The organism is Streptomyces sp. NPDC051976 (assembly GCF_040680795.1).
Classification (GTDB): domain Bacteria; phylum Actinomycetota; class Actinomycetes; order Streptomycetales; family Streptomycetaceae; genus Actinacidiphila.
On record NZ_JBFAXL010000026.1, the window covers coordinates 21,888 to 42,682 of the forward strand.

General features: G+C 72.2%; 13 protein-coding genes. 10 read left to right on the forward strand and 3 right to left on the reverse strand.

Annotation, left to right across the window (positions count from 1 at the left end; genetic code table 11):
• The first annotated feature begins 91 nt into the window (after positions 1-91).
• The 5 genes from AB0M29_RS24490 to obgE all read left to right on the forward strand — a co-directional run bounded on the left by AB0M29_RS24490 (position 92) and on the right by obgE (position 7,807).
• Positions 92-877, forward strand: coding sequence for a TIGR03936 family radical SAM-associated protein (locus tag AB0M29_RS24490; protein ID WP_365385991.1), 786 nt, complete (start codon positions 92-94; stop codon positions 875-877).
• Between the two features lie 218 nt (positions 878-1,095).
• Positions 1,096-5,187, forward strand: coding sequence for an Rne/Rng family ribonuclease (locus tag AB0M29_RS24495; protein WP_365385992.1), 4,092 nt, complete (start codon positions 1,096-1,098; stop codon positions 5,185-5,187).
• Between the two features lie 441 nt (positions 5,188-5,628).
• Positions 5,629-5,949 (forward strand): 50S ribosomal protein L21, encoded by a 321-nt coding sequence (gene rplU / locus AB0M29_RS24500; protein ID WP_365385994.1) that lies wholly within the window; start codon positions 5,629-5,631, stop codon positions 5,947-5,949.
• 14 nt (positions 5,950-5,963) lie between these two features.
• Complete coding sequence (rpmA, locus tag AB0M29_RS24505) at positions 5,964-6,218, forward strand: 50S ribosomal protein L27 (RefSeq protein WP_365385996.1); 255 nt, start codon at positions 5,964-5,966, stop codon at positions 6,216-6,218.
• Positions 6,219-6,367: 149 nt separating this feature from the next.
• Positions 6,368-7,807: a GTPase ObgE gene (gene obgE, locus AB0M29_RS24510; RefSeq protein ID WP_365385998.1), complete on the forward strand. Its 1,440-nt coding sequence runs from the start codon at positions 6,368-6,370 to the stop codon at positions 7,805-7,807.
• Positions 7,808-8,375: 568 nt separating this feature from the next.
• Here the strand turns inward: obgE and AB0M29_RS24515 are convergent.
• The 3 genes from AB0M29_RS24515 to AB0M29_RS24525 all read right to left on the reverse strand — a co-directional run bounded on the left by AB0M29_RS24515 (position 8,376) and on the right by AB0M29_RS24525 (position 12,062).
• The gene (locus AB0M29_RS24515; protein ID WP_365386000.1) at positions 8,376-8,780 is read right to left on the reverse strand and encodes a GtrA family protein; all 405 of its coding nucleotides are present in this window, start codon (positions 8,778-8,780) and stop codon (positions 8,376-8,378) included.
• Positions 8,777-9,784: a glycosyltransferase family 2 protein gene (locus AB0M29_RS24520; protein ID WP_365386003.1), complete on the reverse strand. Its 1,008-nt coding sequence runs from the start codon at positions 9,782-9,784 to the stop codon at positions 8,777-8,779. Before AB0M29_RS24520 ends, AB0M29_RS24515 begins: the two co-directional genes overlap by 4 nt.
• A 160-nt stretch (positions 9,785-9,944) precedes the next feature.
• Positions 9,945-12,062, reverse strand: coding sequence for a PIG-L family deacetylase (locus AB0M29_RS24525; RefSeq protein ID WP_365386006.1), 2,118 nt, complete (start codon positions 12,060-12,062; stop codon positions 9,945-9,947).
• A 217-nt stretch (positions 12,063-12,279) separates the two neighbouring features.
• Here AB0M29_RS24525 and AB0M29_RS24530 point away from each other — a divergent pair, with 217 nt between their 5' ends.
• The 5 genes from AB0M29_RS24530 to galE all read left to right on the forward strand — a co-directional run bounded on the left by AB0M29_RS24530 (position 12,280) and on the right by galE (position 20,720).
• Positions 12,280-13,968, forward strand: coding sequence for a hypothetical protein (locus AB0M29_RS24530; protein ID WP_365386008.1), 1,689 nt, complete (start codon positions 12,280-12,282; stop codon positions 13,966-13,968).
• Between the two features lie 14 nt (positions 13,969-13,982).
• A complete protein-coding gene (locus tag AB0M29_RS24535; protein WP_365386010.1) occupies positions 13,983-15,584 on the forward strand; it encodes a glycosyltransferase family 2 protein in 1,602 nt (533 codons plus the stop codon).
• 161 nt (positions 15,585-15,745) lie between these two features.
• Entirely contained in the window at positions 15,746-18,529 is a 2,784-nt protein-coding gene (locus tag AB0M29_RS24540; RefSeq protein ID WP_365386013.1) for a CDP-glycerol glycerophosphotransferase family protein, read from the forward strand.
• Positions 18,522-19,676 carry a glycosyltransferase gene (locus tag AB0M29_RS24545; protein ID WP_365386016.1) on the forward strand — a complete coding sequence of 385 codons (1,155 nt, stop codon included), beginning with the start codon at positions 18,522-18,524 and terminating at the stop codon, positions 19,674-19,676. The genes AB0M29_RS24540 and AB0M29_RS24545 overlap by 8 nt, the downstream gene beginning before the upstream one ends.
• A 72-nt stretch (positions 19,677-19,748) precedes the next feature.
• On the forward strand, positions 19,749-20,720 hold the full coding sequence (gene galE / locus AB0M29_RS24550) for a UDP-glucose 4-epimerase GalE (protein WP_365386019.1): 972 nt from the start codon (positions 19,749-19,751) through the stop codon (positions 20,718-20,720).
• Positions 20,721-20,795: the final 75 nt, after the last annotated feature.

Here is a 20,795-nt window from a genome sequence, read left to right on the forward strand (position 1 = left end):
TCACCGAGCTCTCTCCCACGCCGTGACACGCACGAGGGACTGAACGACACTGGGCAAGCGACAGCCCGAAGGCCCGCCGCCCGCACCCGCGGTGCAGCGCATCCGCCTGCGCTACACCAAGCGCGGCCGCCTCCGGTTCACCAGCCACCGCGACTTCCAGCGCGCCTTCGAGCGGGCCCTGCGCCGCGCCGAGGTGCCGATGGCGTACTCGGCCGGTTTCACCCCGCATCCCAAGGTGTCGTACGCCAACGCCGCACCCACCGGCGTCGGCAGCGAGGCGGAGTATCTGGAGATCGCCCTCGCGCAGCACCGTGACCCGGAGAAGCTGAGGCTGCTGCTCGACGAGTCGCTGCCCACCGGCCTCGACATCACGGAAGCCGTCGAAGCCCGTACCCCTGGGCTCGCCGACCGGCTGGAGGCGTCCGTCTGGCAGCTCCGGCTCGACGGGGTCGCACCCGCCGAGGCGTCCGCGGCCGTCGCGGCTTTCCTGGCCGCGGAGACCGTGGAAGTACAGCGCAAGACCAAGAACGGCATCCGTTCGTTCGACACCCGCGCCGCCGTCATCCAGCTCGGCGTCGTGAGTGACGACAGCGACACCACGGACGGCCCGCACGTCGCGGACACGTCCGAACAGGGTGTCGATAGGCCGCAGGACCGCGCCTGTGCGATACTGCGGCTGGTTGTGCGGCACCTGACACCTGCCGTACGACCCGACGACGTACTGTCCGGCCTCCATGCGACGGCCGACCTCGCGCCGCCGGTCCCCGCAGCGGTGACCAGGCTGGCGCAGGGGCCGCTCGACGAGGAGTCCGGCACGGTCACCGACCCGCTCGCGCCAGATCGCGACGCTGTGGCGGTACCTGCCGGTTCCGCGTAGCCACGTCGTCACTGCGTCGCCGACGCACCAGGGAGCCACCCGGGACCGGCGCCGCTGACCACATGAGACTTTCGTCGAGCCGCCGATGCGGCGCCGACGAGCGACACAGCAGCTCCCGTGCGGCGCCCGCGCCCCCGGACAGCGGCTCCGCGACCAAGCGGCCCGCCGCCACCGGACATGGACGCGGCGCCCGGGAGCATGACGGGAGCACTGCCCGAATGCTCGACCAGACCGACGCCAACGAACCCTCCGACGCCTCCGCCGCGGGCGCGAACCCCGCGGACGAGTCCGCGGCCCCGCGCCGCCGCCGTCGCGCCGCCTCCCGCCCCGCGGGTCCGCCCGCCGCGGGCTCCGCGGAAGAGGCGGCCGCCGCCGGCACCCCGGACGCCGCAGCCGCCTCCGGCGAGGACGCGCCCGCCGCGCCCGCCCGCCGCCGCGCCACCCGTAAGAAGGCGGCTGCCGCCGCCGAGACCACCGAGAGCGGCTCCGTCACGGCCGCCGACGAGAGCGCCCCGGCCGCCGACAGCGGCGACGCCGCCCCCGCGCGTACCCGCCGCCGGGCGACCCGCAAGGTCGCGGCGCCCGAGCCGGCCGCCGAAGCCGCGGCCGAGCCCGCCGTCACCGAGACGGCCGAGGCCGCCGCTGACAGCGGTGACGCCGCCCCCGCGCGTACCCGCCGCCGCGCCACCCGTAAGGCCACCGCCCCGGCGGGCGAGGCCGCTACGACCACCGAGGCCGCCGACGCGAGCGCCCCGGCCGACGCCGCCCGCGAGCCCGAGTCCGACTCCGCGGCGCCCGCGCGCACCCGCCGCCGTGCCACCCGCAAGGTCGCGGCCCCCGCGCCCGCCGAGGAGGCCGCTGCGGAGGAGACCCCCGCCGCGGTGACGCCCACCGAGGCCCCGGTCGCCGACGAGGCCGCCGCCGCGCCCGCCGAGGAGACCTCCGCGGCCCCCGCGCGCACCCGCCGCCGTGCCACCCGCAAGGCCACCGCCCCCGCGGGCGCTCCCGCGACCGAGGACGCGCCCGCCGCGCCCGTCGCCGAGACGGCCCCCGAGGCCGTCACCGCGCCCGCGGCCGAGGACGCCGCCGAAGCCACCGCGCCCCGCGCGCGGCGCACCCGCAAGAGGGCCGCGGCGCCGCCCGCCGCCACCTTCTCCGGAGGCGACGGCTCGCGACGGCTGAAGCCCGGGGCGCTGGCCCCGCGCGAGGAGGCCCTCGCGGCCGCGGCGGACGACGACGTGACCGAGGCCACCGAGCCCGCCGCCGTGGCGACCGCCTACACCGGCCAGGCGCTGCGGGACGGCGACGGCTGGGCCGTCGAGGTCGACGACGCCTACGAGATCCGCGGCTACGGCGACACCGTCGAGGCCGCGAGGGAGCAGGCCGTCGAGGCGCTCGCCGCCGCGTTCGGCATCACCGCCGCGTCCATCACCCTCGAGGTGAGCGAGCCCGCCCCGACGCGTGGCCGCCGCCGCGCCGTACGCCCGCCGACCGCCATGTTCCAGCCGCCGGTCTTCCAGGCGCCGACCGCCGAGCCGGTCGCCGCGCCCGCCGAGCCGGCCGCGGAGGAGGACGCGGAGGAGCACGAGGGCGGTCCGCGCCGCCGTCGCCGCCGCCGTGGGGGAGCGCAGGCCGAGCAGCTCGCCGCCGCCGCGCCCGCCGTCGAGGAGACGGACAGCGACACCGAGGACACCGACACCGAGCACGACGCGGACCACGACACCGACGCCGACGGCGAGGACCGTCCGTCGCGCCGCCGCCGTCGCGGTGGCCGCCGCCGTCGCCGTGGCGACGCGGGCGACCATGACGACGCCACGGCCACCGACGACGAGGGCGCGTCCGCCGAGGACGAGGACGCCGAGGACCACGAGGACGACGAGTCCGCCGACGACGCGCACGACGACGACCGCGGCTCCGGCTCCAGCACCAGCCGCCGCCGTCGGCGCCGTCGCCGCCGCGGCTCCGACTCCGCCGGCGACGACGGCAACGGCTCCGACGACCCGGAGCGCACGGTCGTCAAGGTCCGTGAGCCGCGCCAGAAGCAGGAGTCGCTGGGCACCGGCGCCGACGAGGTGCAGTCCATCAAGGGCTCCACCCGGCTGGAGGCCAAGAAGCAGCGCCGCCGCGAGGGCCGCGAGCAGGGCCGCCGCAGGGTGCCGATCATCACCGAGGCCGAGTTCCTGGCCCGCCGCGAGGCGGTCGAGCGCGTCATGGTGGTGCGGCAGAACGGCGACCGCACCCAGATCGGCGTGCTGGAGGACGACGTCCTCGTCGAGCACTACGTGAACAAGGAGCAGGCCACCAGCTACGTCGGCAACGTGTACCTGGGCAAGGTGCAGAACGTGCTGCCGTCCATGGAGGCCGCGTTCGTCGACATCGGCAAGGGCCGCAACGCGGTGCTGTACGCCGGTGAGGTCAACTTCGAGGCGCTCGGCCTGTCCGGCGGACCGCGCCGGATCGAGTCGGCGCTCAAGTCCGGCCAGTCGGTGCTCGTCCAGGTGACGAAGGACCCGATCGGCCACAAGGGCGCCCGGCTGACCAGCCAGGTCTCGCTGCCCGGCCGCTACCTGGTCTACGTGCCCGAGGGCTCCATGACCGGCATCAGCCGCAAGCTGCCCGATACTGAGCGGGCCCGGCTGAAGACCATCCTCAAGAAGATCGTCCCCGAGGACGCGGGCGTCATCGTGCGCACCGCCGCCGAGGGCGCCAGTGAGGACGAGCTGCGCCGCGACGTCGAGCGGCTGCAGTCGCAGTGGGAGGACATCCAGAAGAAGGCGAAGAGCGGCAACGCCCCGACCCTTCTCTACGGTGAGCCGGACATGACCGTCCGCGTCGTCCGCGACATCTTCAACGAGGACTTCACCAAGGTCATCGTCAGCGGCGACGAGGCGTGGGGCACCATCCACGAGTACGTCACCCATGTCGCGCCCGACCTCGCCGACCGGCTGTCGCGGTGGACCTCCGAGGTCGACGTCTTTGCCACGTACCGGATCGACGAGCAGCTCCTCAAGGCGCTGGACCGCAAGGTGTGGCTGCCGTCCGGCGGCTCGCTGGTGATCGACAAGACCGAGGCGATGGTCGTGGTCGACGTCAACACCGGCAAGTTCACCGGCCAGGGCGGCAACCTGGAGGAGACGGTCACCCGCAACAACCTGGAGGCGGCCGAGGAGATCGTGCGCCAGCTGCGGCTGCGCGACCTCGGCGGCATCGTGGTCATCGACTTCATCGACATGGTCCTGGAGTCCAACCGCGACCTGGTGATGCGGCGGCTGCTGGAGTGCCTGGGCCGGGACCGGACCAAGCACCAGGTGGCCGAGGTCACGTCGCTGGGCCTGGTGCAGATGACCCGCAAGCGGGTCGGCCAGGGCCTGCTGGAGTCGTTCTCCGAGACCTGCGTGCACTGCAACGGGCGCGGCGTCATCGTGCACATGGACCAGGCGACCACCACCGGCGGCGGCGGGAAGCGCAAGCGCCGCGGCAAGGCCGGTGCGGGCGGCGACCACGGTCACGAGCACGACCACGAGCCGCTGCACGGCCGTACCGACGCCGACACGGACGCCGAGTCCGAGGCGGAGCCGGAGACGGACGTCGAGGAGCTGCCCGAGCTGGAGCCGATCGAGGTCGGCGAGTCCGAGCTGGTGCCGTCGGTGGGCGACCCCGACGAGGAGTGGTTCGGCAGCGCCGCGGAGGCCGAGGCCGCCGCGGGCGGCACGCGCGGTCGTGGCAGGCGGCGCGGCAGCCGCAAGGCGACCGCTCCGGCGGGTGCGCCCCCCGCGGCGGACCGCGAGCCCGAGCCCGCCGTCGTGGTTGTGCCGGTCAGCGAGCCGGTCGCCGAGGCGGAGGCGGCGGCGGAGGCCGCGGCCCTCGTCACGGTCGACACCGCGCCTCCGGCCCGTACCCGGCGCCGCGCCACCCGCAAGGTCAGTGCCCCTGCGGGGTCGCCCGCCGCGACGGAGGAGGCCGCGGTCGTGGTCCTCCCCGCGGAGCCGGCGTCCGCTCCCGCGGCCGTGGCGCTGAGCGAGCCCGAGGTCTCCACCGAGCCTCCGGCCCGTACCCGGCGCCGCGCCACCCGCAAGGTGAGTGCCCCTGCGGGGTCGCCCGCCGCGGCGGAGGACGCCGCGGTCGTGGTCGTCCCCGCCCCCGTGGAGTCCGCCGAGGAGTCCGCTGACGCGGAGCCGAAGAAGCGGGCGCCCCGCAAGGCCGCCGCCAAGAAGACGACGGCCAAGAAGGCCGCCACCAAGAAGACGGCCACCAAGAAGACGGCCACCAAGAAGGCGGCCACCAAGAAGGCCGCCGCCTCCACCGAGTAACCGTCTCCACGGAGTGCCCCGTTAGGGGCGCGGGGACGCGCGCTGCGCTGGCGGAAGAGGTCGTGCCCCAAAGGGGCGCGGGGAACTGCGCGACCAGCCCATGACCGGGCTGCAGGTCACCACCGGCCCCAGAGGGGCAGATCGGTTGTCTTCGGACCACCGGCCGGTGGGGGCTGAGCGCGCAGTTCCTCGCGCCCCTACGGGGCACGTCCGGTGCCTGGTCCTCCGCGCGAGCAGCGCGGTTCCCCGGGCCGCTTTGGGCGCTCTTCCACTGCCCGGGCATGAATTTGACCGGGCAGGGGGCACCCCGTAGCCTTGACCTTCGGCGTTTCTGCGCCCCCTTCTGAGCACATCCCTTCCGGTCCGCCGGGAGAGGCCCCCCGCGAATTTTTGGGACGGCTGGCATCAGGGGTCCGAATCGAGCAAGAGAGTGAGTCCCGCGTGTACGCAATCGTGCGTAGCGGTGGCCGTCAGCACAAGGTTGCTGTCGGCGACATCGTCGAGGTTGACAAGATTCCCACCGGCAAGGTCGGCGACGCGATCGAGCTCTCGACGCTCCTCGTCGTGGACGGCGACGCCGTCACCAGCGACCCGTGGGTGCTGGCCGGCATCAAGGTCGACGCAGAGATCGTGGACCACCACAAGGGCCAGAAGATCGACATCCTGCGGTACAAGAACAAGACCGGCTACCGCCGTCGCCAGGGTCACCGCCAGCAGTACACGGCGCTGAAGATCACCGGCATCCCCACGGCTGCGAAGTAAGGGACTGAGGAGAGATGGCACACAAGAAGGGCGCATCGTCCACTCGGAACGGTCGCGACTCCAACGCTCAGCGGCTCGGCGTGAAGCGCTTCGGCGGCCAGGTCGTCAACGCCGGTGAGATCATCGTCCGCCAGCGCGGCACGCACTTCCACCCGGGCTCCGGCGTCGGCATCGGCAAGGACGACACGCTGTTCGCCCTCGCCGCCGGTTCGGTCGAGTTCGGCACCAAGCGCGGTCGCCGTGTTGTGAACATCGTTCCGGCTGCCTGATCTTTCCGATCCGGGCGCTGTAGAGCGACAGAGCACCACCTCCGAGGGCGGACCTCGCTTCCCGTGGACCACGGGAAGCGAGGCCGCCCTCGGCGTGTTAGAACGCGTGAGAGCGCGACGACAAACCCGTATGTATCTGGAGGAATGCCATGACCACCTTCGTGGACCGCGTCGAGCTGCATGTCGCCGCGGGTAACGGAGGCCACGGCTGCGCCTCCGTGCACCGGGAGAAGTTCAAGCCGCTCGGCGGCCCGGACGGCGGGAACGGCGGCCGGGGCGGCGATGTGATCCTGGTCGTCGACCAGGACGTCACCACGCTGCTCGACTACCACCACAGCCCGCACCGCAAGGCCACCAACGGCAAGCCGGGCGAGGGCGGCAACCGCTCGGGCAAGGACGGCACCGACCTGGTGCTGCCGGTGCCCGACGGCACGGTCGTGATCGGCAAGGACGGCACCGTGCTGGCCGACCTCGTCGGCCAGGGCACCACCTTCGTCGCGGGCCAGGGCGGCCGCGGCGGCCTCGGCAACGCGGCGCTGGCGTCGGCCCGCCGCAAGGCGCCCGGCTTCGCGCTGCTGGGCGAGCCGGGCATCGCCCGGGACATCGTGCTGGAGTTGAAGACGGTCGCCGACGTGGCGCTGGTCGGCTACCCGAGCGCGGGCAAGTCGTCGCTGATCTCGGTGCTGTCGGCGGCGAAGCCGAAGATCGCCGACTACCCGTTCACCACGCTGGTGCCCAACCTCGGTGTAGTGACGGCCGGTTCGACCGTCTACACCATCGCGGACGTGCCCGGTCTGATTCCCGGCGCCAGCCAGGGCAAGGGCCTGGGCCTGGAGTTCCTGCGGCACGTGGAGCGCTGCTCGGTGCTGGTGCATGTGCTGGACACCGCGACCCTGGAGTCCGACCGCGACCCGGCAAGCGACCTCGACACCATCGAGGAGGAGCTGCGGGCGTACGGCGGCGGGCTGGAGGACCGGCCGCGGCTGGTCGTCCTGAACAAGATCGACGTGCCCGACGGCCGGGACCTGGCCGAGATGATCAAGCCTGAGCTGGAGGGCCGCGGCTACCAGGTCTTCGAGGTGTCCGCGGTCGCGCACGAGGGGCTGCGGGAGCTGTCCTTCGCGCTGGCGAAGATCGTCGCGGAGACCCGCGCCGCCCGGCCGGTGGAGGAGTCCACCCGGGTCGTCATCCGGCCGGCCGCCGTCGACGACGCGGGCTTCACCGTCACCGCCGACGGCGAGCTCTTCCGCGTCCGCGGCGAGAAGCCGGAGCGCTGGGTCCGCCAGACCGACTTCTCCAACGACGAGGCCGTCGGCTACCTCGCCGACCGCCTCAACCGCCTCGGCGTCGAGGACGAGCTGCTCAAGGCCGGGGCCAAGGCCGGCGACGCCGTCGTCATCGGCTCAGACGACGACGCGGTCGTCTTCGACTGGGAGCCCAGCATGGCCGCGGGCGCCGAGATGCTCGGCCGCCGCGGCGAGGATCACCGATTCGACGCCCCCCGCGCCGCGGTCACCCGCCGCCGCGACAAGGAGGCCGAGCGCGACGAGGCCGAAAAGGAGTACCGCGGCTTCGACCCCTTCGCGTAACCCGCCGGGCCCCGGCCCCCTGCCCGAGCTGGTGCTCGCGGGGTGTGCCGGGAGCCCGGACGGAGTCCGGGGGGTCGTCTCGAAGCAGGGAGGCCCCCTGGGGCCGAGCGTCGCGAGAGCGGCCGTGGGGAGGTTCTGCCCACCGATTCGACGCCCCCCGCGCCGCGGTCACCCGCCGCCGCGACAAGGAGGCCGAGCGCGATGAGGCCGAAAAGGAATACCGCGGCTTCGACCCCTTCGCGTAAACCCGCAGGGCCCCGGCCCCTTGCCCGAGCTGGTGCTCGCGGGGTGTGCCGGGAGCCCGGACGGAGTCCGGGGGGTCGTCTCGAAGCAGGGAGGCCCCCTGGGGCCGAGCGTCGCGAGAGCGGCCGTGGGGAGGTTCTGCCCACCGCTTCGACGCCCCCCGCGCCGCGGTCACCCGCCGCCGTGACAAGGAGGCCGAGCGCGACGAGGCCGAAAAGGAATACCGCGGCTTCGACCCCTTCGCGTAACCGTCGCGCGGTCCCCGGATACGGATGCGGCCCCCGCCTGGATCAGGCGGGGGCCGCGGGTGTGTCCGGGGGGCTCGTCAGGCGTCCGCGGGGGTCGGGGCCGGGCGGAGGAGGATGCGGCGGGAGAGGACGTACGTGAAGGGGATGGCCGCGGCGGCGGCGACGAGGGGGGCGATCTTGTCGTTCATGCGGGCCCACTCGACCAGGGCGTAGACGCCGACGCTGGTCACCACGTAGTTGGTGAGGTTGGTCAGCGGGAAGAGCAGGAACTTCCGCCAGGTCGGCCGGGTGCGGTACGTGAAGTACGTGTTGAGGAAGAACGAGCCGATCATGCTGAGCACGAAGGCGAGCGTGTACGCCGCGAAGTACGGCATCCACGGGTGCAGCCCGAGGTAGAACCCGTAGAAGGTCGCGGTGTTGACCCCGCCGACCAGAGCGAACCGTATGATCTGGGCGAGCTGCGGGGAACGGACCGGGGTCAACGGATCTCCATCCGGGGAATCACGGCGGCGGCCGGGGACTCGGCGGACGCCGCACCCTCGGTCGGGCTGACCCCGAAGGCCCGCGGCGCGTTCGTCTCCTTGACCAGGAAGTGCGGGCGCTGCTTCGTCTCATAGTAGATGCGGCCGATGTACTCACCGATCAGCCCCAGCATCAGCATCTGCAGTCCGCCGAGCCCGACGATCGCGACCAGCAGCGTCACATAACCGGGTACCTGCGGGCCCTCGATCATCGCCATGACCGTGATCGCCCCGGCGTACGTCACCGCGATCGCGCTCAGCAGCATGCCCATGTAGATCGCCAGCCGCAGCGGCCGGTTGTTGAACGAGATCAGCCCGTCCATGCCGTAGTTCACCAGCGCGCCGAAGCGCCACTTCGTCTCACCGGCCTCGCGCGCGGCGTTGCGGTAGTCGAAGGTGACGGTGTCGAAGCCGATCCAGGAGAAGAGTCCCTTGGAGAAGCGGTTGTACTCCGGCATCGACAGCAGCGCGTCCACCGCCCGCCGCGACAGCAGCCGGAAGTCGCCGACGCCGTCGGTCAGCTCCACGTCGACCCACTTGTTGATCACGCGGTAGTAGAGCCGGCTCACCGCACTGCGCAGCTTCTTGTCGCCCTCGCGGGTGCGCCGGGCGATCACCTGGTCGTACCCGGTGCGGTGCAGGTCGAGCATCTGCGCGATCAGCTCCGGCGGGTGCTGCAGGTCGGCGTCCATGATGACGACCGCGTCCCCGGTGGTCTCCTTCAGACCCGCGAGGATGCCCGCCTCCTTGCCGAAGTTCCGGCTGAAGGACACATAGCGGGTGCTCGCCTCGCGCCCCTCGGCCAGCGAGCGGAGCCGGTCCAGCGTCCGGTCGGAGCTGCCGTCATCGACGTAGCACAGCTCGAAATCGACGGAGAGCGCGTGGAGAGTCTCCCTGATACGCGTGTCGAAGAGCTCGATCACGGCTTCTTCGTTGTAGCAGGGAACTACGATCGACAGTCGCATGAAGGTCACTTTCCGTACCGAACGTCGGACCGATTCCGGTTCGAGGGCCCAGGGGTGCGGCCGCACCCAGTAAAACCGACATCGTTGCTTTCATCACGTTTTGTTACTACGTGACGATGTGGCTGGTGGGGCTGCCTATGCATCGTAGAAGCTGCCGCGGTCATGCCGGGGTCTCCCAATCGTCTAGCCGGACGACGTTCAACTGACCGTCAACACCGAGACCCGAGAAGTACACGTGACCGTCGCCGCCGGTCGCGATCGACGGGGTGCCGACGAGCAGATGGGAGTCGCCCGAGACCTTTGAGCCCGCGGCGCCGTTGCCTGGCCAGAGCCGCGCGCTGACCGTGCCGGAGTCATTGCGGCCGACGGTGAGATGGGTGGCGGCCGCGACGCTGCCGGCATGCTTGACGGGCGCCACGGCGATCGGGCCGTAACCGCCCTCGGAGTGAAGTATGCCAGCGGGGGTCCAGGCGGCACTGCCGGTCCGCTGCTCGTGCACATGGACGTCCTGGGACGCGGCGGGGCGCAGGAACAGCCGCACCCGGCCGCCCGGCAGCTCCACCGCGGTGGGCGCGCAGGAGGGGACCGGCAGCGGCAGCGCCACGGCGGGGGCCGGGCGCCCGGCGTCGCTGATCGTCCACCGGTAGAACTTCTTGCGGGTGCCCGCGTAGATCTCGACCCGGCCGTCCGAGCGCGGCAGCACGCTCATGCCGTCCTGGACGTCGACCGGCCCGGGCAGCACCTTCCAGGGGCCCCAGATACCGGCGGCGCTCATGGTCCGCGCCGCCAGTTCGCGCTTGTAGGTGCGGGCGACCACATGGACCCGGCCCTTGGTGTCGACCGCCGCGTACGGCAGGCCGATCTCGCGGGCCTTGGGGCCGACCGTGCCGTCGGGACCGCCCAGGGTGCGCCAGGTGCCGAACCGGCCGCCCGGGGTGGACTGCACACAGGTGACGATCGCCCGGCGCTGCGCGGTGGGCGCGGTGATCATCCCGCCGTGCTGGATGGTGAAGAGCTGGATCCGCTTGTCGGGCAGCGTCACCGCGGCGACCTGGCCCAGCAGGCCGGTGCCGGGCAGCGCCACCGGCGTGTTCCACGCCGTGGCGCCGACCGCCTTCTGCGTCCACTGCATGACCTGGCCCGAGACCACCGCGAAGGCGGTGAGCCGCCCGTCGGGCAGCGTCCGCAGCCAGCTCGTGTCGCCGTGGTAGCGGTGCTGGGTGGTGCTGAACCGCTTCATGGACGCGTGCAGATTGTCCACGTTGTGGTCGCCGCAGCCGATCTTCACGGCGCAGGGCAGCCCGCGCCCGGAGTACGTCGCCAGAAAGGCGGTCTTCCGGCGCAGCGTCGCGGTGTCCAGATTCAGCGGGTACAGCTCGTTGGCGTAGCCCCGGTAGCTCTGCAGCAGGGGAGTGGGCGCCCCGGCGGCCGGGCGGTAGCGCTCGACGGCGGTCACCGCGAACTGCGCGGCGGCGGTGTGGTCGAAGTGGTCGGTGGGCGCCACGCCCTTGCCGTGCCTGCCGGGCTTGTGCTCGGAGTCGTGGTCCAGCGTGCAGACCAGTGACGGGCGCGACTCGGCCAGCATCTGGTCGAGCGCGGCCAGCACCTTGTCGCGGGTGTACGCGTACTGGTTGGTGACCGGGCTGTCGGTCAGGACGAGGGTGGGGACGCTCTTCGCGCTGCCCTCGACCAGGGTGCGCAGGCTGCGGCCGCGGTACTGCCGCCGGTTGTCGCCCGACTCGATCATGTTCAGCATGACCAGCTTGATGTGCGGGGCGGACACCAGGGTGTTGACCTCGGCGAGCGTGCCGGAGCGCAGCTGCTGGGTCGCGCGGGTCCACGGGCTGTTGTAGTCGCCGGTGATCATCTGCGCGTACGCCCTGCGCACCCCGGAGAAGCGGCTGGCCGCGTACTGCGACCGATCGAGGATCGGCACCTCGTGGCGGCGCACCGCGGGGGTGCGCGGGCCGAGCCCCAGGCTCTCGCCCGCGGTCAGGTAGACCGTGGTGAGCGGGATGCCCGCGCGCACGAAGTGCAGCGTCTCGGGGTTCATGAAGTAGAGGTCGTCGTCCGCGTGGGCGACGATCTGCAGCACCGACGACTGGCTGCCGACGGAGACCGGGTCCCCCGACTCCGGTCCGGTGCCCGCTTCGGCGCCGTGGCCCAGTCCCTGCGTCGCCGACGACCCGTGACCGGAGTGCAGGCCGCAGCCGCCCACGGTGAGCGTCGCCGCCCCCAGGGACGCGTAGTGCAGAAAACGTCTGCGGGTCGACGACACCTTTGGTTCCCCCTCATATGCGGACGCGTCAGAAGCCGGTGTGTACACGGGTGACGCACCTGGCAGTTGAGGATGCTCATGTTGCTATTTATAAGCATTTAGGCGAATAATCCGACCCGTCATCACGGGCCTGGACTCTTCCTCCCGGCCCGTAAGAGGGGGGATGCCGTCCTCGGGTTCCACGGCGCCCGTCCCGAAGGAAGAAGAGCGAGGCGTCGTGCAACACCTGATATCGAGTGCCGGTCGAAAGAGGCTGCTGGTCGTCGCCGCCCTGGCACTCGTGGTCCTGCCTGGGGCGATGCTCGCGGTGGGCAGTTTTCTCGGCATCTATGTGCGGCCCACCTCCGACGACTGGTGCGGCGCCTGGAAGACCCGGGACATGGGTGTGTTCGGCATCACACGCGACTACTACGAGACCCAGAACGGCCGGGTGGCGAACGCCTTCCTGACCGGAATCGTCTATTCCCACGGCCTGCTCGGGCAGCAGGTGCTGCCGCTGATCCTGGTGCTCACCCTCACCGCGGGGCTGGTGCTCACCCTCGTCACGCTGGGCCGGCGGCTCGGCTGGCGGGCGCCGCTGCCGGTGGTGCTGGCGGTGGTGCTCGTGGTCGAGATGCTGCTCTTCTTCGCCGGAACCCGCCCGTACCAGGCGCTGTTGTGGGCGCCCGGCACCATCTCGCACACCCTGCCCGGCATCGTCGCCGTCTGGAGCGGGCTGCTCGCGGTGTGGGCGGGCCGCCGCGGCGGCCGTCCCGCCCGCTGGGGCTCGCTGGGCTACGCCCTGGTGACGGGCGCGGTCGTGGGAACCCTGAGCGAACCGTTCACCGTGGTCAGCGGGGTGTTCCTGGGGGCCGCCGCAGTGGTGCTCCTGGTGCCGTCGATGCGGCGCCGGGTGGGCTCCTGGTATCCGTTCACCTGGTGCGCCGCCTGGTGCGTCGGGCTGGTCGTGGGCTTCACCGTGCTCTACACCTCGCCGGGCGCCCGCTGGCGGCGCGAGCAGACGCCGTCGGCCGCATCGCCTCTGTCCGACAGGCAGTTGCACCTGGAGGTGCACGACTGGATCCGCGTCTGGCACAGCATCGGCGGCACCTGGTCGTACCTGGGCGCGCTCGCCGTCGGCCTGCTGCTCGGCCTGTCGGTGACGGGCCGCCCGCGGCCGCAGAACGGGACCGCGGCGGCCGCGGGGGCCGCCGCGGACGCCCCGGACGAGAGCGGGCCCGGTGCGCCGCGTCACCCCTTCGGGGACCTGTCCCGCCGCTGGACCTGGACGCTGCTCGCGCTCCCCGTCCCGCTGCTCGGGATCTCCTCCTTCGGTGTCGTCGTCGGGCTGCGGATGGGCTACGGCGGCCGCGGCTGGACCTACGGCCGGGCGTGGACCAACTTCCTGTTCCCGATGCTGCTGTTGCTGGTCGTCTACGGTGTCCTGATCGGCCGTCAGGCCGCCCGCAGGCTCACCGCCGACTCCACCGCCGGCTGGCGGCTGCCCGCGCTGTTCGCGGTGGGCCTGGCGTCCGCCGCCACCGGAATCGCGGCGGCCGTGCACCTGGTGCCGGTCGTGGACCACATGACCAGCTCCACCGTGGTCCGCGCGCAGGCGTGGGACCGGCAGAACGCCCTGATCCACCGGGAGACGGAGAACGGCGCGACCGTCGTGACATATCATCCGCTCGTGGTGCCCCAGCTCGCCGAGCCGTTCATCGTCCGCAGCTACGCCAAGGACTGGGCGGCGGCGTGCGTCGCGCACTACTACGACGTCACACGCATCCAGAAGCCGCCGGCTCCCCACAGCCTCGCGGCGCGGCAGACCGTCCCGCAGCACAAGCCGCGGCCGAAGCCCAAGGCCCGGCCGGGGCAGAAGCCGCACCACCAGCAGAAGCAGGCGGCCGGGGGCACCGGCGGCCACTGAAGGAGCCGCACGCCGTGGAGAAGCCGCAGACCGGGCCGGTAACCGTCGTGGTGATCGCGTACAACGACGCCGAGCACCTGCCGGACGCCGTACGGTCGGCGCTCGACCAGGGCGACGCGGTCGGCGAGGTCGTCGTGGTGGACGACTGCTCCACCGACGGCACCGCCGCGGTGCTCGCGGAGCTGGCCGCCGCCGACCCCCGGGTCACCCCGATCGTCCGGCAGACCAACAGCGGCGGCTGCGGCACCCCCCGCAACGACGGGGCCGCGGCGGCTTCCACCCCGTACCTGATGTTCCTCGACAGCGACGACGTGCTGCCGCCCGGCGCGGTCGACGCGCTGCTGCCGCTGGCCGAGAAGCACCGCGCGGACGTCACCGCGGGCCGCTGCGTACGCCGTGAGCTGCCCGGCGGCCGGGAGACCGGCTGGGCGCCGCAGCTCTACGACCCGGCGGCGGGCGCCACCCTGCCCGGCAGCGTGCTCACCGGCATCAAGGACCACCCGGAAGTGCTCTGGGACACCCTGTCGGTCAACAAGCTGTACCGCACCTCCTTCCTGCGCGACCACGCGCTGGCCTTCCCCGACGGGGCCTTCCACTACGAGGACTTCGTCTTCACCGCCCGCCTCTACGCCGCCCGCCCGCGGCTGGTCTACACCGACGCGCTGGTCTACGTCTGGCACGTACGGCGGCAGGCCGGACGGCTGTCCATCTCGCTGCGCCGCGCCGACCTGTCCAACTGGCGGCACCGCATCGCCGCGCACCGCGGCGTCGTCGACACCCTGCGCGACGCGGGCGAGTACGACCTCGCCGAGGCGGCGCAGGCCAAGTTCCTCGACTACGACCTGCCGATGTACGTACGCGAACTGCCGCAGCGCCCGCCGCAGTACGTCGCCGACTGGTGGCGGGTGACCCGCGACTACGTGGGCGGCTTCGACCGCGAGGGCGTCGCCTTGGCCGCGGTGCCGTCGCGCTGGGCGGCCCGCGCCCTCACCGCGCCCGGCGCAGACCAGCCGGAACCGGGCGCCGCGGGACTCGGCCGCCTGGTGGAGCTGGCCGCCCGCCCGCCCCGGCTCATCCCGCCCTACGGCAACGTGGCGCCGCCGGAACTGGACGAACTGGACACCGACAAGCTGCCCGTCACCGTCGACGCCCGGGTGCAGGCCGGAGCCTCCACCCGGGTCGCGCTGCGCGTGCACGACCTCTACGGCAGGCTGGCCACGCTGCACCCGGTGGCGATCACCCTGGAGGTCACCGAACGCGGCGCCGCGGGCCCCGCGGTCACCATGGAGACCCCGCTGATCAGCGACGGCGACGGCTGGACCGGCGAGCTGCGGCTGCGCACCGCCGACCTCGCCCGCGGCGGCCTGCTCGCCGTCTGGCACCTGCGTGCCGAGATCCGCTACGCGGGCACCGAACTGCGCACCAAGGCCGAGGTGCGGGCCGCCGACGGCCAGGAGGCCAAGCGCGGCGCCGTGCTCAGCGCCCCCGGCCGGGTCCTGCTGGTGCAGACCCACATCACCGGCGGCCGCGCCCTGATCCTGCGGGTCGCCGACGGTGTGCAGGGCGCCCGCCGGGTGGTCGGCGGCCGGATCGGCCGGCTGCTGGGCAGGGCCTGACCCGCGGCGCGGTACAACCACGGGAAAGCAGCCGCTCGGTGACCTTCCGGTGTCGTGTGGGATAATTGCCGTCGCGAGACGCCCCGAGGGGGTGTCGGAGGCTGAGCGGCTCGCAGTCGCTCGCCCCGTGACATAGCCGTGGAACTGTGGAGAGGACTGGGATGCCGCTTTCGGACACCCCGGATGTGAGCGTTGTCGTGATCGTCTACAACGACGAGGAGCGGCTTCCCAGGGCGGTGCAGTCGGTACTCGACCAGACGCTGCGCAACCTCGAGGTCATCATCGCCGATGACTGCTCCACCGACGGCACCGAACAGGTCGCCCGCGCGCTGGAGGCCGCCCACCCCCAGGTGCGGTACGTCCGCCTGGAGGAGAACAGCGGCGGCTGCAGCGCCCCCCGCAACCGCGGTATCGAGGTCGCCCGGGCCCCGTACCTGATGTTCCTCGACAGCGACGACGAACTGCCCCGGCACGCCTGCAAGAGCATGCTGCTGGTCGCCGAGGAAACCGGTGTGGACTTCGTCACAGGCGAGGTCACCCGGCTCTTCGAGGCCACCGGGCGCACCGCGCTCTGGTACCCGAACCTCTTCACCGAGCAGCGGGTGATCCGCGGCCTGCGCGAGGCCCCCGAGTTCTTCTTCGACCACCTGTCGACGAACAAGCTCTACCGCGCCGACTTCATCCACCGCCACGACCTGCGCTTCCCGGTGGGCATCCACTACGAGGACCAGCTCTTCTCGGCGCAGGCGTTCACCCTCGCCGACACCTTCGCGGTGGTCCCGTGGGAGATCTACACCTGGCGGATGGCGCCGGAGAGCGTGTCGATCTCCTCCAGCCGCCACAAGATCCAGAACGTGGTGGACCGGATCGTCGCCGCCCAGCTCGTCGACGCCTACCTCACCGATTCCGGAAACGCGGACCTGCGTCCCGACAAGGACTTCAAGTTCCTCCGCCACGACTTCCGGCTCTACCTCGGCGACCTGCCGTTCCGCACCCCGGAGTGGATCGAGGAGTTCGCCGAGGCGGTCAAGCCGTACCTCAACCAGATCGGCGAGGAGGCGTACGCCAAGCTCCGCCGTGACGAGCGGATCTGCCTCTACCTGCTGCGCAGCGGACGCCTGGAGGAGGCCGCGCTCGCCGGGCGGCTGCTCGACCGGCCCCGCATCTCGCCGCGGCACATCGTCGGTGACGGCGAGACCATGTACTGGGGCGAGACCGTACCGGCCGACGAGGACGGACGGCACGAACTCGACCTGCACGAATGGCACCTGGACGAGCAGGTGTTCAGCACCGGCCGGATCCGCCACGAGATCGAGTCCGTCGAGACCGACGGCCCCTCGCTGCGGCTGCGGCTGCGCACCTACGACCCCTGCGGGCTGATCACCCCCGACGTGCAGGCGACGCTCAAGCTCGCCGCCACCGGAACCCCGCTGTCGATCCGCCTCGACCTGCACCCGGACATCGAGGGCCAGTACGTCTCCGACGCGCTGCTCGACATCCGTAAGATCCCGGTCGGCCTGGCCGGAATCGCCAGCCGGCGGCACCCGATCATCAGCATGAAGCGCGGCACCAAGCAGCGCAACGACGTGCTGCTCGCCCCGCACGACATGCCCACCCACCGCACCACCGTCACCTACCGCGTGCTCGGCACCCACCACGTCATCGTGGAGCCGGAGAACCGCGCCGCGGGACGGCTGCAGATCACCTGGGAGCGGGTCGGCCCGCTGCGCGCCATGGAGCCGCTCGGCCCCTATGTGCGCGCCACCAAGAAGCGCGTCGCCCGCGTCAAGAAGATCGTCGTCGGCAACGAGGGCAAGGCCACCGTCTACGACAGCCTCGCCAAGCTGCCCGGCAAGCGCGAACTGGCCGTCTTCGAGGCCCAGGAGGGCCGCGGCTACACCGACAACCCGCGGTACATCTACGAGGAACTGCGCAAGCGGGACCTGCCGATAGACGTCGTGTGGGCCTACAACGGCGACAAGTCGTCCTTCCCGGACGACGTCACCCTGGTCAAGCGCGGCAGCTGGGAGTACGGCCGGGCGCTGGCCCGCGCCAAGTACTGGGTGGACTCGCACAACCTGCCGTACCTGTACGGCAAGCCGGAGGGCACCCGCTATCTGCAGACCTGGCACGGCCAGACGCTGAAGATGATGGGCTTCGACGCCCCCGGGCTGCGGATGGGCCCCGAGGAGGAGAAGACCAGGTTCCGCGCCGCGGTCGCCCGCTGGGACGCCCTGGTGTGCCCCAGCGCCGAGTTCGAGCGGACCTTCGTGCCCGCTTTCGGCGTCACCGCCGACCTCATCCGCGCCGGATACCCGCGCAACGACGTCCTGGTCCGCTGGGCCGAGCCCGAGCAGATGGCCAGGGCCGCCGAGGCGCGCGCCGCCCTGGAGGTCCCCGAGGGCCGCAAGGTGCTGGTCTACGCCCCCACCTTCCGCGACAGCGGCCGCCGCTCCGGCCAGTCGATCCGCATCGACCTGCCCGCGCTGGTCGAGGAGTTGGGCCGCGAGTGGGTCATCGTGGTCCGCGCCCACCCGTACGACCGCTTCGTGGTGCCCGCCGAGCTGGGCCATGTGGTGCGCGACGGCGGCGGGTTCGCCGACATCAACGACCTGCTGCTGGCGTCCGACGCGGTGCTGACGGACTACTCGTCGCTGATGTTCGACTACGCCAACACCGGCCGCCCGATCCTGCTCTACACCGACGACTACGAGCAGTACAAGAACGGCGAGCGCGGCACGTACTACGACCTCGCCGAGATCGCCCCAGGACCGATGCTCGACACCACCGAGCAGTTGACCGCGGCGCTGCGGGACCTCGAAGGCACCGCCGCCGCCCACGCCGAGCGCTATGCGCGTTTCCAGGAGCTGTTCTGCTCCTACGAGACCGGCCATGCCAGCAAGATGGTCGTCGACGCTTTTTTCGAAGGCGGCTCCAATGACTGACACCGGCACGTCCCGCAACATCTTCTTCGTCGGTATCGACGTGGACTCGATGGGCGGCTCGCAGCGGGTGCTGCACACCCTCGCGCAGGGCATGGGCGACCGTGGGCACCGGGTGCACCTGATCGGCATCCGGCCCGCCGCCGAGCCGTTCCCGTACAACCCCCGGCCGTCGTACGCGCACTCCACGCTCTACCCGAAGCCGCCGGAGCCCGCCTGGCGCCCGCGCACCCTCGGCGAGCGGCTCAGCCCCTCGCACCGGATGGACGCCCGGCGCTCCAAGTCCGACCAGGCGCAGGCCAGGGCGGTGCTCGCGGAGAAGATGAGCGAGGTGAAGGACGGCTACATCGTCTTCGGCTCGCCGTGGGCCGCGGACTGGGTGATGAGCCTGGAGTGGCAGCACCTCAAGGGCATCGGGCAGTACCACGAGTCGTTCCTGCAGGCCAGGACGTCCGCCAACCTCGGTCTGATCAAGCGGCACTACTCGCTGCTGGACAAGACGCTGGTGCTCAGCTCCGGCGACGCCGACGAGTTCCGCTCCCAGCGGGTGCCGAACGTGTCGGTGATGCCCAACCCGCTGCCGTTCTACCCCGACGAGCCCGCCCCGCTGGACACCCGCCGGATCGGCGCGGTCGGCCGGCTGGAGGCCATCAAGCGGCTCGACCGGCTGATCGACGCCTTCGCCGCGGAATCCCCCGCGCACCCCGGCTGGGAGCTGCACCTGTTCGGTGACGGCCCGCTGGAGGGCGAACTGCGCGCCCAGGCCACCCGGTTGGGCGTCGCCGACAAGGTCGTCTTCCGCGGCGCCGCCAAGGACATGCAGGCCGCGTACCGCGAACTGTCCATGGTGGTCATCTGCAGCGAGCGCGAGGGCCGCCCGATGGCACTGGCCGAGGCGTCCGCCAGCGGTGTGCCGTGCGTCAGCTTCAACCTGTCGGGTGGTGTCCGCGAACTCGTCGACGACGGCGTCACCGGCACCCTGGTCACCCCCGGTGACATCCCGGCGCTGGGCCGGGCGATGGCGGAGCTGATGGGCGACGACGACCTGCGCGCCCGCTACGGCGCCGCCGCCCGCGAGCACGTCGCCGCGCTCGCGCTGCCGCGCGTACTCGACCGCTGGGACGCGCTGTTCGCGGAGATCGACCGCTGACAGCCCGCCGCTGAGGGCCCCCGGGGTACGACGCCCCGGGGCCCCGCACCCCGGACTTGATAGGGTTCTGGGATGACCTGGATGATCACCGGCGGCGCCGGATACATCGGATCGCACGTCGTCAAGGCGCTCGTGGACGCGGGCGAGCGGGTCGTCGTGCTCGACGACCTCAGCACCGGCGACCCGGCCCGGCTGCCGTCCGGCGTGACCCTGGAGCGCGGCACCGTACTCGACCGTGCCGTGCTGGACCGGGTGCTGCGCGAGCACGCCGTCGAGGGCGTCGTGCACATCGCCGCGAAGAAGCAGGTCGGCGAGTCCGTGGAACGCCCGCTCTGGTACTACCGCGAGAACGTCGAGGGGCTGCGCACCGTACTGGAAGCCGCCGCCGAGGCGAACGTCCGCCGCTTCCTGTTCTCCTCCTCCGCCGCCGTCTACGGCATGCCGGACGTGGACCTGGTCACCGAGCAGACCCCGTGCGAGCCGATGAGCCCCTACGGCGAGACCAAGCTCGCGGGGGAGTGGCTGGTCAACGCGGTCGGCAAGGCGCACGGCATGGCCACCGCCTGCCTGCGCTACTTCAACGTGGCGGGCGCCGCCAGCCCCGAGCTGGGCGACCCGGGCATCTTCAACCTGGTCCCGATGGTCTTCCAGCGGCTGGCCGAGGGCAAGGCGCCGCTGATCTTCGGTGACGACTACCCGACCCCCGACGGCACCTGCGTCCGCGACTACATCCACGTCGCCGACATCGCCTCCGCGCACGTCGCCGCCGCCCGCCGGCTCACCGACGACCCGAAGGCCGCGCTGGTCCTCAACATCGGCACCGGCGAGGGCGTCTCGGTGGCCGAGATGGTCTCGATCATCCGTGAGGTTTCCGGTCACACTGACCTCGAGCCCGAGGTGGCCCCGCGCCGCCCCGGCGACCCGGCCCGGGTCGTGGCCTCCGCCGAGTCCATCGGCAAGGAACTCGACTGGACGGCGCGGTACGACGTCCGGCAGATGGTGACGTCGGCCTGGGAGGGCTGGCAGCTCCGCCACCCGGCGTAGGGCCTCGGGCCCCGGCGACGGGGCGGCGGGGGACGCCGGAAGGGTGAGCACGGCACCGGCAAACCGATCGAGGGA